This window comes from Candidatus Kuenenia sp. (genome assembly GCF_027493735.1).
Classification (GTDB): Bacteria; Planctomycetota; Brocadiia; order Brocadiales; family Brocadiaceae; genus Kuenenia; species Kuenenia stuttgartiensis_A.
The window spans coordinates 14,620-28,737 of the sequence record NZ_JAOSKF010000009.1 but is presented as its reverse complement, the minus strand read 5'-3'; the positions used below and the strand labels follow the sequence as shown (position 1 = coordinate 28,737).

General features: G+C 40.8%; 10 protein-coding genes and 1 tRNA gene. 4 read left to right on the top strand and 7 right to left on the bottom strand.

Features of this window, described 5'->3' with window-relative positions:
- Window positions 1–238: 238 nt before the first annotated feature.
- Window positions 239–2,278, top strand: coding sequence for an ammonium transporter (gene amt / locus M5U24_RS06350; RefSeq protein ID WP_164994887.1), 2,040 nt, complete (start codon window positions 239–241; stop codon window positions 2,276–2,278).
- A 346-nt stretch (window positions 2,279–2,624) separates the two neighbouring features.
- Here the strand turns inward: amt and M5U24_RS06345 are convergent, their stop codons facing one another.
- Window positions 2,625–2,825: a hypothetical protein gene (locus tag M5U24_RS06345; protein WP_157820741.1), complete on the bottom strand. Its 201-nt coding sequence runs from the start codon at window positions 2,823–2,825 to the stop codon at window positions 2,625–2,627.
- A gap of 357 nt (window positions 2,826–3,182) precedes the next feature.
- On the opposite strand from M5U24_RS06345, the gene M5U24_RS06340 reads away from it, so the two are divergent.
- A complete protein-coding gene (locus M5U24_RS06340; RefSeq protein WP_320414767.1) occupies window positions 3,183–4,196 on the top strand; it encodes an O-antigen ligase family protein in 1,014 nt (337 codons plus the stop codon).
- Between the two features lie 778 nt (window positions 4,197–4,974).
- Here the strand turns inward: M5U24_RS06340 and M5U24_RS06335 are convergent.
- On the bottom strand, window positions 4,975–6,303 hold the full coding sequence (locus tag M5U24_RS06335) for an ISAs1 family transposase (RefSeq protein ID WP_298201883.1): 1,329 nt from the start codon (window positions 6,301–6,303) through the stop codon (window positions 4,975–4,977).
- A 413-nt stretch (window positions 6,304–6,716) separates the two neighbouring features.
- On the opposite strand from M5U24_RS06335, the gene M5U24_RS06330 reads away from it, so the two are divergent.
- On the top strand, window positions 6,717–6,917 hold the full coding sequence (locus M5U24_RS06330; RefSeq protein ID WP_099326774.1) for a hypothetical protein: 201 nt from the start codon (window positions 6,717–6,719) through the stop codon (window positions 6,915–6,917).
- A gap of 695 nt (window positions 6,918–7,612) precedes the next feature.
- Window positions 7,613–7,921 (top strand): hypothetical protein, encoded by a 309-nt coding sequence (locus M5U24_RS06325; protein WP_099326776.1) that lies wholly within the window; start codon window positions 7,613–7,615, stop codon window positions 7,919–7,921.
- 203 nt (window positions 7,922–8,124) lie between these two features.
- On the opposite strand, the gene polX is transcribed toward M5U24_RS06325, so the two are convergent.
- From polX to M5U24_RS06300, 5 genes are all read right to left on the bottom strand, one after another.
- Window positions 8,125–9,861, bottom strand: coding sequence for a DNA polymerase/3'-5' exonuclease PolX (gene polX, locus M5U24_RS06320; RefSeq protein ID WP_099326777.1), 1,737 nt, complete (start codon window positions 9,859–9,861; stop codon window positions 8,125–8,127).
- Between the two features lie 410 nt (window positions 9,862–10,271).
- Window positions 10,272–10,345 (bottom strand) — tRNA-Asp (locus tag M5U24_RS06315).
- A 167-nt stretch (window positions 10,346–10,512) separates the two neighbouring features.
- The gene (gene sat, locus M5U24_RS06310) at window positions 10,513–11,682 is read right to left on the bottom strand and encodes a sulfate adenylyltransferase (RefSeq protein WP_099326778.1); all 1,170 of its coding nucleotides are present in this window, start codon (window positions 11,680–11,682) and stop codon (window positions 10,513–10,515) included.
- Window positions 11,683–11,777: 95 nt separating this feature from the next.
- Window positions 11,778–12,095: an adenylylsulfate reductase gene (locus tag M5U24_RS06305; protein WP_099326779.1), complete on the bottom strand. Its 318-nt coding sequence runs from the start codon at window positions 12,093–12,095 to the stop codon at window positions 11,778–11,780.
- The gene (locus tag M5U24_RS06300) at window positions 12,095–13,768 is read right to left on the bottom strand and encodes an adenylyl-sulfate reductase subunit alpha (RefSeq protein ID WP_099326780.1); all 1,674 of its coding nucleotides are present in this window, start codon (window positions 13,766–13,768) and stop codon (window positions 12,095–12,097) included. The genes M5U24_RS06305 and M5U24_RS06300 overlap by 1 nt, the downstream gene beginning before the upstream one ends.
- Window positions 13,769–14,118 lie beyond the last annotated feature (350 nt).

The following is a 14,118-nucleotide window of genomic DNA, read 5'->3' as shown; positions in this document are numbered from 1 at the left end:
TGATTAGCGGGATAATTAATATAAAAATACCATGATGAATAAAATTTGTCAATAAAACAAGTTAGCGCTTATGGGGCACCGCCCCCGCAGCTCCTTATGAAGCAAATTATGTAATCGATCATTTTCTGAAAATTCTATGCTTTACCATCGTGCGTATCACCAATGAATTGCTGCCGTTCATCGGTGTTCAGGCAATTTGCAATGGTAATGAAAAGAATACACCGAAGTAAAATAATTTATGGAAAACATACAAATAAATATTAACCATTTGTGGGTGATTATGGCGGCCTGCATGGTATTCTTGATGCAGTTGGGTTTTACCTCTTACGAAACCGGATTTTCCCAGTCCAAAAATGCCATCAGTATTGCATTGAGAAATCTCGTAGATACCCTTATCTCATCACTCGTTTTTTTCAGTGTGGGCTTTGGGTTCATGTTTGGCAAAAGCTACATGGGATTGATCGGAATAGATCTTTTCTTCGCAAATGATTTGGCATTGCATCCCAATACGTTATCGTATTCATTCTTTTTTTTCCAAATGGTCTTTGCATCCACAGCCGCCACAATATTAACAGGCGCCATAGCAGAACGCTCCGGTTTTATTCCCAATATAGCAGGTACCGCATTTATTGTTGCCATTATCTATCCAATCTTCGGGCACTGGGCATGGGGCAATCTCTTTTCCCCCGATCAAACCGGCTGGTTAAAAGAATTGGGTTTTATTGATTTTGCAGGTGCAACGGTAGTACATTCCATCGGCGGCTGGTTTGCCATGGCGGCGGCTATAATGGTAGGGCCAAGAATAGACAAATACAATCCTGACGGATCTTCTAACCGGATTGGGTTACATAATGTACCACTAGCCACATTAGGCACTTTTTTTCTGTGGTTTGGTTGGTTTGGTTTTAACGGCGGAAGTCTTTTGAGAGTGAGCGTAAATATCGGATTGGTAATCCTGAATACGAACATGGCCGCCGCCTCTGCCGGGGTTTCCGCCCTCATATTTATTTATGCAACAAGAAAAAGGATCGAAGCAGGAAGTCTCTTCACTGCGATACTTGCCGGATTAGTTGCCATAACGGCAAGTTCAAATATGGTTACCCCAGTCAGCGCAGTAGCTATCGGCCTCATTACCGGCATACTGGCAATCATTGCAGAAGGTTTTATTGAAAAGACTTTGAAAATCGACGACCCCGTAAGCGCCATTGCCGTGCACGGAGTCGGCGGGGTAATAGGTACGCTCTGCGTCGCAATATTTGCGCAAAAATCGTATCTTCTTGCGGAAAACGGAAGCAGAATGCATCAGTTAGGCATACAGGCGTTAGGCGTTATCGTCGCCTTTTCGTGGTCATTCGGGCTGGGCATGCTTTTCTTCTTATGCCTAAAGAAAGTAAAGAGATTACGGGTAACCCCTGAAGAAGAAAAGAGAGGACTGAATGTCGCCGAATATGAAGACGTTGCGTCGTGGCTTGATTTTATAAGAATAACACGGCTGCAGGATATAAATACAATACTTGAAAAAAGGGTGCAGGAAAAGACAGCAGACCTTCAAATGGCAAATGTTGCTTTAGAAAAGGCAAACAGGCTGAAATCTGAATTCCTGACAACAATGTCACATGAGCTGCGCACTCCTTTAAACGCAATCATTGGATTCGCAGAAGTCTTACGTGACGAAATCGCCGGTTCTCTCAGCAAAGACCAAAAAGAATACGTAACCGATATTCACAGCAGCGGCCATCATCTGCTTGATATGATTAACAACATATTGGACCTTTCAAAAATTGAAACGGGGAAAATGCATCTTCAATACGAGGAATTTTGCATTGAAGATGCAATTAATGACACACTGACAATTATAAACGCATCCGCCAACAATAAAGGAATTTCCGTTCATACAAATATACAGGATAACACGCCACTGCTATCCGCTGACAAAACAAAATTCAGGCAGATTCTTTATAATTTGCTATCAAATGCAGTGAAATTTACCCCTGAAAATGGCAAAATTACTATAAACGTTTTCCAAAAAGACAACTCTCTGCAATTTGAAATAGTTGATACCGGCATTGGTATAAAGCCTGAAGACAAAGAGAAATTATTCGAAGCATTTCACCAGGCAGATGCATCGCTTACAAGAGAATATGAGGGTACAGGGCTTGGATTGCATCTGACAAAACGTCTTGTAGAATTACATGGTGGCAAGATATGGGCAGAAAGTACCTTTGGAAAAGGAAGCACCTTCTTTTTTATCTTGCCCATAAATCCAGTGAACAAGTAAGATATGCGACGCACTACGTTAAAGTTTAAATTCCTTCCCGTATCTTGCGGAGAAAGAAACCGGAAGGAGGCATTATTTCATAACCACCCCTTAATCCCTTCCTTGCATAGGAGAGGAAAGCTCTCTCTGTTCGTACCTTTGACAAAATGATTTGAAATGCTAAGCAAATGCATCTTTTGTATCTCGCATTTCGTGCTTCATAATTGTTGTATGTTTTGGATTTGTTTTGAATTTTATGCTTTGTTATTCGGATTTGTTTCGTATTTCGTACCTCGAGTTTCGTATTTTTTATTTCGTGCTTGTTTGGTTCTGGCTATGCCAGCTTAGGTATGACCAATAAATTTAACTATATACTCCTCTTAAGTGTTTTAATTATCACCCCGTTATTCTTTTTGCCATTTACTCCGGAAGACCCTTTTCTGCTTCCCAAAAGAGCAGTTTCTACCTTACTTTCATGCGGTGTAATTATTTTTGTTTTCTTCCCTGCGAACAAATTATTAACGACTTTATCATCTTCACTCTTTTCAGCAACGTTGCTATTACTCACCTGTTTTGCCGTAACTATTCCATACAGTACAAATTATCATGAGGGCTTCGATGAATTAAAAAGATGGGCATGCCTTTTCACTCTTTTCCTTGCGGCTTCACAAATAAGGTGGTCCCGAAATATACTTCTGCCACTGATAAAGATCTGCATGGGAATAAGTTGTTTTATCGCACTATATGCATTGTTAGAGTATTTTGAAATACTCTCCTTCTATCCATGCGGTTTTTCAAAAAAAAGAATATATTCTTTTTTTGGTTATCAAAATATACTGGCGCAATATTTATCCATCATGGTTTTGTGGAGCCTTGGAATCCTGGTAAATTGTTCATCAATTAAAACAAAAATAACGACCATTTCCTGCATATCCATATCCTTGCTAGCCTTGTTTTTACTTTTTGCAGAGGGGCGATGGTTTCAACTATAATTGGAGGCATATTCTTTTCAGTTTATTATCTCAGCATAAAATTAAAAACCTCGTCTATTTCCCCAATAGTCTCACTATGTTCATCAAAGAAAAGAGTAATCTTTTTTTTGTGCATCATATCGTTTATGTTTGCACTGCCTGTTGCCGCTTTATGGGGAAAAATTCCAATTAAACACAAAAAAACATCACGCCATATTTCAACGATAATCAGCAGAAAAGATAATTTACGTTTTACTCTTTGGAAAGACTCGGCAAAAATGCTGATTCAGGAACCTGTCAGGGGAGTGGGTTTAGGAAATTATTTTATTAAATACCCTCTTTACAAATCGGGAAAATGGAAATGGATGACCATGTATGCACACAACGAATTATTACACATGGTTACAGAAACAGGTATCGTGGGTTTTTGCGGCATTTGCATTTTCCTCTTTGTTATTATAAGGGCTATTTTGCGGAATTTTCTTTTTAAATATACTACTGAAACAAAACTATTATTCCTTGCGCCTGCCGCAGGATGCATTGCTGCGTTGTCTCAATCGATGGTAAGTTACAACCTGCACTCATCTACCTCTTCCGTGTATTTTTTCATCGGACTGGGAATTATTTGCTCAGGGAAATTTGAAGAAACAAAAACCGAAACGCTCTTCTTTAATACTTTGTTTAAAAAAATCCTTGTTATCGTTCCCGTTATTTTTATTTCGATTTGGGGGATGTATGGCGAATACAGGAAAATTATCGGTCATTATTATTACAATAATGCTTTAAACGCATTGATTGAAGAAGACCCTCAGGAGTGCATTGAATATTCTTTAAAGGCGATAGAACTTCAGCCATACAATTCAAAATACCATCGTTTAATAAGCATTGCCTATGAAGATTCAGATCAGCAGGAACTTGCAGAACAACATTATAGAAAAGTCCTGACACTGACACCGAATCATAAATAATGAGTAACAACATGTAATGCATATAAAGACGGCTGACGCCTGCCTATGCGATGCATGCAGACAGGTGCGATCAACTAACAGGCAGGCAATACCAAACCCACAGTGTACCTTTTTTCGTCAAGCAATGAATACCCCCCCTACACGGCAACGTCAAAGTCACCCTACGAAAGACGCGGATCAAGAATTTGTGCCAAAAGCTCCCGTCAATAAGTGGAGAAGAAAGTAAAAAACGATAGAATTCCCATATAAATCTGCAGAAATGAGCAAAACAAGCAAAATGTAACGGGAGTATCCCTGTGGTAACGAAAGAGATAGTAAAAAAATAAAGGCTTTTTTTTGTTCTCTACATTACAAGCGAAGCATTTGAAGTGCAAGAAAAGGTCTTGCCGCAAAATTTCTGAGCGTCTTTGCAATATTTGGTACATTGAGAAAATGAAACAGCCCAACCACAAGGTTCTTCAAAGAAGCCATTGCCCTTGGGGCATTTTGTGTGCGTATTTGAGAATGGTCTTCACGGAAGGAGGTATCACGCACATAATGAAGTCCATTTTCTATTGACCAGTGTCCGCGGGAAAACTTAAGAATGGTTTTGGGACTTGCTTTTTGTTGTGTCAGGCTGGTAATACCGTAAACAATTTCCTCGGTCTTTTTGCCGGTCTTGACTTTTGTAAATATTCTATGAATGCAAAATACCTGCTTAACGTAGGGGAAATCAAGTTATTCGTTTAATTCGGTGCTGGTCCAAATCCTGCGGATTTCAATGCGGCCATGGCCTTTTTCAATTGTTTCGTGCTGAGGGGGGAAAAGAACTGAGATTCAGTTCCTTGATGGCTTGTTTTATGGTTTTTTGATTATCTTTCACCGTGAATATATATTCTGCCTTTTTGTCTTCTACCAGATAACGGGCGGTTTCCTTTTGCGCATGTAAGGCATCGAAAGTAACGACACGGTCTTTTATGTCTAAATCATCAAACAATACCGGAACCATCGGTATTTCGTTTGTTTTGCGGTCTACCTGAGTTTGTGCGAGAACTATACCCTGTTTATGAAGAAAAGCGGCAAGCAAATGTACCTGTTTGCCGTCAGGCTGTCTTGCACCGCAAAGGGTTTTCCCGTCAACCGCAATGGGCAGGCTTTTATCACCTACAGATTGAAACCAACGCGAGAGGACTTTATCAACTGCTTCTGCATCCACCTGCTGTAAGAAACGCCTGATGGTAGGTTCACTCGGTGGTTCGTATCGTTTCGTTTTTGCATTGTAACGGCAGGAGAGACGTTTGAGCATATTTTGCGGACAACGCTTTGCCCACTCTGCAATGGCGGCAAAGCTCCAGGCATTGCAGATGATAGCACAGATAGAAATTGCCAGGATAGAACGTTTCCTGTGGCGAACGCCTCTGGGCATGCGATGTTCAGGGATTTGCTGCAATAATTCGTCAAGAAATTCCGCATCTTTTAAAGATAATTTCATAGGCTTTGTCTCCTTTCTTAATTGTATGGTAAGATTAAGGTTGTTAAGTTGTTTTTGGACTTGTGCTTTCAATGAGCGAACAAAGACCATCTTTGGCTTATTGTGCAGAAGATAGCCTTGTGATGATCTGGCAAAACCGGTTGAATGTCCTAAAAAAATCCATCCTGCGGCCTTATAGCAGACGCCTTTAAAAAAACGAGGATCGACAAAGGTCTCCACAAGCCAGATTGGATGCCCATAGACCTTAGTCCAGTCTTGTGATAAGCGCTTAAGGTTAAGAGAAAGAATACGGGAGGCAAGGTTTGGTACGTGTATCTGAGGAAGGATCAGGAAACGTGAGTTGTTTGCTATGAGTTTCAGTCGTTGCGATTTTAAAAATGGCGGCCATCCAATCCACTTATCGCGAACGGTACATTTTAATGCTGCGGCAGCCCAGCCGATCAAGGCAAGCCATTGTCCCTGTGATTCCGCTACGTAGCGAATTGATTCTCCTACGAGAGAACGAAATACAAGGTAATGATGCTGGCGCATCAGTGTGTCCCAATTTGCCTGGTCGTTTTGTGAAACAGGACGAACGGTAATTGAATAAAGTAGTTCGTTGTGTGTGTTATCGATTGGTGTTGTATGCTGGTTCATGCCCTATAATATAAAATATTTTAGGGGAATGTCCACGTTTTTTTACATATCTTTGTATATTATGCGCTTATGGAAAACTTTGACAGCGCCGTGGTAGGAAGATAGTCTTCCCCTTTCATGACGAAGTCGATAGATATACCCTAAGGGGCTCTCTTAGAGATGCAGAGATTGATATTGATGAGTTTGTGAAGAATCTGTAGGGTTAGTTTTTTATGAAGGGGTGATTGGTAAAAAGTTTCTAACTTAATAAGGTACAAGGATCACAAATAGAAAACACCTAACAATTCAATACAGCGGACGGCAAAAACCGCTGCCGCTGATTTCTGCGTTAGCCCAAAAAACAATACTTCTATTATTCATGTGACGTGCTATACTACTAAAAACAATAACCTTGAATTTGAGGGGAGAACAGAATGTCAACAGTAAGCAAAATCAAAGAAGCGATAGAAACCCTTCCAGAGAATGATTATGTACAATTGAGGCAGTGGTTTTCGGAAAAAGACTGGAAAAAATGGGATAATCAGATTTTAGCGGATTCAGAAGCAGGAACGCTGGATTTCCTGATTAAGGAAGCCCTTGAAGAAAAATCGAAGGGAAAGCTTAAAGAACTATAAATGCATCGGACAACAAATCGATTCTGGAAATATTTTGAGAATCTTCCACCACTTGTTCAAAAGAGAGCTAGGAAGAATTTTGAGCTTCTCAAAAAGAACCATTCGCATCCATCTCTTCATTTTAAAAAAGGTGGAGTGCTTTGGTCAGCCAGAGTCGGAATGAATCATAGGGCACTTTCAGTTGAAGATGGTAAAGATTATATTTGGGTTTGGATAGGTACTCACGATGAGTACGAGCGTATGATTAATAAAAAGGGCTAACAAGCGCATTAAGCCAACCACCAATAACTATGCGATTTAATATTTATTGAGGCTGCCGCTTCAAGCCTTTCTTGCAAGCGTTACGCACAGGTGGTGGTTGCTTATGCGAGACGTTAGCCGTACTAAACAAAAACAGGAACCAATCAGGTTATACCTGAAAGAGTTCTTTATTTCCCATCATAACTTCATGCATTAGACCAAAATTGTTTTATGGGGGTATCCGCTTGACTCAAGTAGAGCCATATCTTGTGGTTTACGTATGTAATCGGTCACCACGAATATTTCGTCCCTTTACTGGCTCACTGGTTCAATGTTAACAGCCTTTAGTGGGTAATCTTCTATACCCACCTATACTATATGTTGTATCTACTTGAGTCAAGCGGATACCCCCATTGTTTTATTTATAAGACTTTCTACAGAAAGGAATCGGAACGATGAATATGCATAACTACCTGTTACCGTTACTGCTGACTCTTGCATTTGTATTTTTTTTATCAATGCCAGGGAGCAAGGCGAGTAATTGTTTTGCCGGGGATGCATATGCAGGAGATAAATATGAATACAAGGTGGCGCGTATCACTACTGTGGGAATCCCTGAAGAATTGCTTAATGCTTCAGGTGATGAGGGATGGGAACTTGTACTGATCCATCAGGAACAGAGATTTAAATACTTAATATTTAAAAGAAAGGTTGTTGATGATTATGAGAAAAACAAACAGGTTGCTGTTCCTTCTGGGAAATAATACCTCCTTATCGTATCGCATGAATTGAACACCTCTGGGATAAACCAATCATAAAGCCTTTGAACCGCAGAATCCCCCCCCTCCTCTTTCCCCAGCTTACGAAGGAATGTATTAAGGGGTGGCAAAAAACTTATTTTAAAAAAGAGGTTTTACCGGATAATACTATCCGATGTTTTCGTTTCGTTTCATTTCATCGCATCCCTTTACATAGTACGTTTCCCATGCTTTCGTTTCTTTTTACAAAAGGACTTTAATTTCTCCAGCGAAAACGTATTTATCACATCTTGCGATTCCAGCCAACCTCTTCTGGCAATTCCTACTCCCAGTTCCATCATCCACATTTGATCTGTGTGGTGGGAGTCGGTGCTAATAGCTATCTTCACTCCCCTCTCTTTTGCCTTTTTACAATATATGTCATTCAGGTCAAGCCGGTCATAATAGCAATTAATCTCCAGCGCCGTGTCGGTTTCCGCACATGCATCCAGAACTTTTTCGATATCAACATCATACCCAACGCGTTTGCTGATAAGGCGTCCCGTTGGGTGTGCGATAATGTTGACAAATGGGTTTTGTATGGCGGCAATCATTCTTTGCGTAATCTTCTCTTTTTCCTGTTTAAAACCGCTATGTATGGCCGCTATCACTACGTCAAGTTTTTCGAGCATTCTGTCTGAAAAATCAAGGGAACCATCCGTCCTGATATCAACCTCAGAGGCTTTCAATAATGTAAAGCCTTTTAAATTTTTATTGAGTTTGTCTATTTCATCAATTTCCTTAAGTAATCTTTCCTCAGTTAAACCGTTTGCTATATGGAGTGATTGTGAATGATCGGATACCACCATATATGCATATCCCCTCTTCATCGCATGTTCCGCCATCTCCTCAAAGGTGCAGTGCCCATCGCTCCAATTGGAATGATTATGAAGATCGCCTTTTATATCGGAATACTCGATCAATTTGGGTAGTGTTTTTTCAATGGCGGCTTCAATTTCCCCCCTGTTTTCCCGCAATTCCGGAGGAATCCAATCCATCCCCAATATTTTGTAAATATCAGATTCATGCCTTCCGCCTAATTTCTTTTCTCCCTCGAAAATGCCATACTCACTGATTTTATAACCCTTTTTCTTTGCCAGTTCCCGGAGATGAACGTTATGGTCCTTTGACCCGGTAAAGTATTGCAGGGCAGCCCCATACTCCTCTTCATTTACCACTCGCAGGTCCGCCTGAACGCCCTCTTCCAGTCTGACGCTTCCCTTTGTAGTTCCGGAGGCAAGTATCTGCGTCACTTCCGGCATGGTGACAAATGACTTTATTATTTCTGCCCCATCATTTCCTGTTGCAAGGATATCAATATCGCCAACAGTTTCCTTCATCCTTCGCAAAGAACCGGCAGCCTGTATTTCCTTAACCTTTGGGTTTTGTTTTAATCGTTCAATAATCCTCTTTACTATCGGATATGCCATCCCTATGGAAATGCGTTGCTGGCTTGTTTTGTATAATTCTATGCCTTTTACGATATTCTCAATCTTTTTTTCTCCAATACCGAACAGACCCTTCAACTTCCCATCCCGGATTGCATTTTCTATATCAACAAGATTCACAATACCCAATTCCTTATTGAGCATCGCAACCGTCTTTGGCCCTAAACCTGGTATCTGCATGAGTGCGACCGTTTCTTCAGATATCCCCTTTGCAACCTCCTCGTATTTTGACATTTTTCCCGTTGTAATATATTCAATAATTTTATCTGCCGTGCCTTTACCTATTCCGGGAATATTGGTTAATTTATCGTCCCTTGCGAGGGCTTCAATATCTTCCGTTAAGTCCTCTATTACCCTTGCCGCCTTGCGGTAAGAGTTGATACGAAAGGTATTTTCGCCTTTCAGTTCCAGTACATCAGCAATTTTTCCGAAGAGTAATGCAACTTCGTGATTCTTCACACATAAATCCTCATATATTTCTATAAATGCTCTGTTAGTACCTTAACAGTAATTTCTTTGCATACTTCCATTCGTCAGTGCGTGCTTTTTTGCAAAATATTTATTGGTGAAATACGAAATCCTATAACAATTTAGTTTTTTGAAAATTCCAGTAGGTGCGAAGCATTTGCCAGTACGAGTATGAATGCATTTATGATAATTTATAGCAAATGCTTCGCCCCTACAGTTTCAAAAAACTAAAGTGTTACTAAATACGAAACAAATTCTAATGACAAAATGATTTGAAATGTTAAACAAGCATATCTTTCATTTTCAAGCTTTGTATTGTTGGATGTTTTGAATTTGTGTTGAATTTTATGTTTGTTTGGTTCCGGTTTGTCAGGATTTTAGGCATGTAAAAAAATAAAAAACGAGGCCGACGGGAATCGAACCCGCAACATCCAGATCGACAGTCTGGTACTCTAACCAATTGAGCTACGGCCCCTTAAAAGATGTTTTTTATTTTTCAAAATTGCAGTATTTTCAACTAATTGTATATTGCTTATTGAAAGGCATTCAAGAGATGATACTGCCTTATTTCCCAATAAGCAGAAAGGATATTAGCAGGTTTTTGTATCAATTTCAAGCCTTTTGTTTTGTCTGATTTAATCGTTACCGTGTACTTTGGTAATATTCACTTAATATCTTTGCAACTTCGTGCCTTGTAAAGGTTGGAGGAGGCGCCTCTCCCTCGCTTAACATTCTTCGCACCTCAGTGCCGCTTAAGATGACATGATTTGCTGAGTCATGCGGACATGTCTTATAAGACGCCATACCATTGCACGCTTTACAATAAAATGTATGGTCAAAAAAGAGGGGAGTAATTCCTATTTCATGCGCATCAAATTCATCAAATATATAATGTGCGTCAAACGTCCCGTAATAATTCCCGACCCCTGCATGATCCCTTCCCACAATGAAATGCGTACAGCCATAGTTTTTTCTCAACAGCGCGTGGAAAACTGCTTCGCGCGGGCCCGCATACCTCATTGCCGCAGGAAAGACGGACAACATCGCGCGGTCTTTCGGATAATATTTTTCTAAAAGAACTTCGTAGCTCTTAATCCTGACGTCTGCAGGGATATCATCGCTTTTTGTCGCCCCTACCAGTGGGTGCAAAAGGATGGCGTCAACAATCTCAAGAGCACATTTTTGAATATATTCATGCGCCCTGTGAACGGGATTGCGCGTCTGGAAACCGACAATTCTCTTCCAGCCTCTTTTTACAAACAACTCCCTTGTTTCGGCAGGATCGAGTCTGTAAGCGAGGAAGTCTCCGGGTTTTGCCCTGTTAACAACACTCACTTTACCGCCAAGAAGATAATCATCCATCTTGTAAACATAATCAACACCGGGGTGTTTTTTATCGTCCGTTCCATACACTTCAAGCGATTCTTTCGTCTTATCATGATGGAATATCTCTTCCAAATGTAATATGGCAATTACTTCATTTGCTTTATCGATAAGGGCAACATCATTCCCGGGCTTAAGCCCTTCAATTTCTTCCTTACTCGCCGATAACGTCACGGGAATAGACCAAGGGAGTCCGTTTGCCAGACGCATATTATTCACAACAGTATCATAATCTTCTTTGCACATGAACCCCTCAAGCGGACTCATTGCGCCAACTGCAATCATATCGAGGTCCGTTATTTCACGGGAATCGAGTTGGATTTTTTTCATGGCGTAATTTTTCGCTTTATCCAACAACACTTCTCTATCTTCTGCGGAAGCTATCCGGTTTATAAGTTTACCCCCATGTGGAGGGATGTTCTTGACCATAGTTCACTCTTTCTCCTTTCAAAACTGTTTAAATGTATGCGATTTCTCCTGCTTTGCACCTGCTTTTATAAGGAACTAAAATTGTTGCGATAAAATTAATTCCTTACCTTTATCACAAATTCTTCTTTTTTCCCATGCGAATTCCAGATTGTCCAGATTGTTTTATCCTTAGTCATCCGTGCTTTTAATGAGGCGCTTTCGCTGCAAATCTGAAACGGCAATCTCAGTTCGATTGCCTGGACGGGGCATTCCTTTACACAGCAAGCACACGTCCAGCAAGCCGATTGGTCGCGTATTTCCGCTTTCATATTTTCCGTACGGTAGCAGAGATTTCCCGGACATATGCGTTCGCAGCGTGCTTCCGGTAATCCTTTACAGCCATTGCAGATGGTTTTGTCGATAAAAATGCTCATTATTGTAAGGGCCGTTCTTTCATCTTTATTTCATTTGTTTCAACGTCATAGACAGAATTTACATACTTAAGCCAGCGATTATCGTCTTTTTGGGGATAGTCCAATCTGGTTTGATAACACGCCCATCGGGTCTCCTTCCGGTAAATGAGATGTTCCACCAATGTCCTGGCAACATCAATCCGATCGATACACTCCAAGGCTTCTACGAGGTTGTAACTATCCGCCGCCATCAACTCCGTTGTATGGTTGTGCAAACATTTCAGCAATTGCCGGGCTTCCAGCAATCTGTTTTCATGCAACATGTAATTAAAGGAAATACCCCCGGCATATTCATCCATGATTTTTTGAAGCCGTTCTCTCACATCCAATGGTGTTATCCCGTTAGTTCTGTTTAATAAATTAAAAATCCTTGCCTTTTCCTTTTCAATACTATTTTCGTCAATTTCTTCTGAAGAGACGTTATCAATGTCTTTTAGCGCCGTTAGCGCCGCAATAGCGCCTTCAGCCCAACAGCCACTGACATATTTTTTAGGAGCCCCACCGGCGGCTTCGCCAGCGGCATAAAGCCCTGGAATGGTAGTTCTCCTTTCCGTATCAATCCAATATCCCGCCTGGCAATGACCACCCACAACATAAGGTTCCGTACCGCGTATTTCAACGGGTTTTTTTCGCGGCTCCATTCCTTCGCTTGCCCACATAAGAACAATCTGAGGGTTCATATTCAAATAATCTTCTTTTAGTTTCCTTTCTTCTTCTTCATTCAGGTGCGTTGTGTCAAGATAACAAGGCCCACGGCATGCCCTCATTTCCTCAAGCGTGGCAAAAAGTCTGTGTTGAGTCAAACATTTTCTTCCGCCCAAATGCTGATAATGGCAGCCAAGATAGTCTTCCCCCAGCGCATTAACCTGTTTTGAACAAACACCGATCGCAATTGTGCCTGTAGGGGCATTTACGTCTTTTACGCGCAAAGGGATAAACCTGTTCTCAAAACCTGTCATTTCGGCGCCAATACGAATCCCCATTGCATAGCCCGTCCCGGCATTCCATGGGCAATACCACATCAAATGCCTCGCGCCGCCGGTATTATTAGGTTTATATATCCCGGCAGCTCCTCCGGTAGCAACAATAACGGCTTTTGCCCGAACTACATATAAATTACCACCCCTGACGTCATAACCAAACGCACCACAAACCCGTTTTCCATTATAGATAAAATTTGTCGCAACGACGCGGTTTAACACCTGAGCCGCCGTTTTCCTCACCGCTTCAGCAAGCATAGGCTTCAGCCTTTCGCCAAAAATGCGAATACTGCGCGTTCCCCGGTTTTTGTAAGAGCCGTCATCATTTTTTTCAATAGGCAGCCCTAACGCTTCCACCTCCTTTACCACGTCATTAAATCTTTCCGCCATGGTAAGGACTAAATCTTTCCGTATAACCCCTTCAAACTCCCTCGCAACAAAATCAACGTATGATTCAGGGGTTTGTCCCGGATGAATATACGCATTAATAGCATTAAGCCCCATCGCCAAACAACCGCTGCGTTCAATATGTGCCTTTTCCATGATAACCACTTTGCAGCGGGAAGATTTTTTATAAATTTGCATTGCTGCAAAGCAGCCGGCCGCACCTCCGCCGATAATTAATATGTCTGCATCAATATTTTTAATATCCATTTATGGTAACACTTCTGGAGAAAACATTTTTAGGAAACATCAACATAATCAGAATGAAGCTGGAAAATTAATATGCTATGGATATTTTAATCTACTTTATGAGCGGTAATTTCGATTGTTTTTACACAAAGACCTTGAATTAAAGCAAGATTCCAGAGTTCATCTTTTCAAAAAATAACAAAGTGCCAATGGTACTTATATTTTATTAATATGTCAAATTGAAAACGCCCTTCTTCATCAATGTAAATTCGTATTTTTGATTTGTTAAGAAATTATGTAACTTATATTTCTTTATAAATGAACAAATCCTCCTCTATCCTTCCTGAGAGGTGATCTATCAAATTCTATTC

Bases quoted from the DNA above. Each gene is read 5' to 3' on its own strand.
- M5U24_RS06325 (WP_099326776.1), top strand. From the start codon at position 7,613: ATGAATATGCATAACTACCTGTTACCGTTACTGCTGACTCTTGCATTT.
- sat (WP_099326778.1), bottom strand. From the start codon at position 11,682: ATGGTCAAGAACATCCCTCCACATGGGGGTAAACTTATAAACCGGATA.
- M5U24_RS06330 (WP_099326774.1), top strand. From the start codon at position 6,717: ATGTCAACAGTAAGCAAAATCAAAGAAGCGATAGAAACCCTTCCAGAG.
- M5U24_RS06305 (WP_099326779.1), bottom strand. From the start codon at position 12,095: ATGAGCATTTTTATCGACAAAACCATCTGCAATGGCTGTAAAGGATTA.
- M5U24_RS06300 (WP_099326780.1), bottom strand. From the start codon at position 13,768: ATGGATATTAAAAATATTGATGCAGACATATTAATTATCGGCGGAGGT.
- amt (WP_164994887.1), top strand. From the start codon at position 239: ATGGAAAACATACAAATAAATATTAACCATTTGTGGGTGATTATGGCG.
- M5U24_RS06335 (WP_298201883.1), bottom strand. From the start codon at position 6,303: ATGAACCAGCATACAACACCAATCGATAACACACACAACGAACTACTT.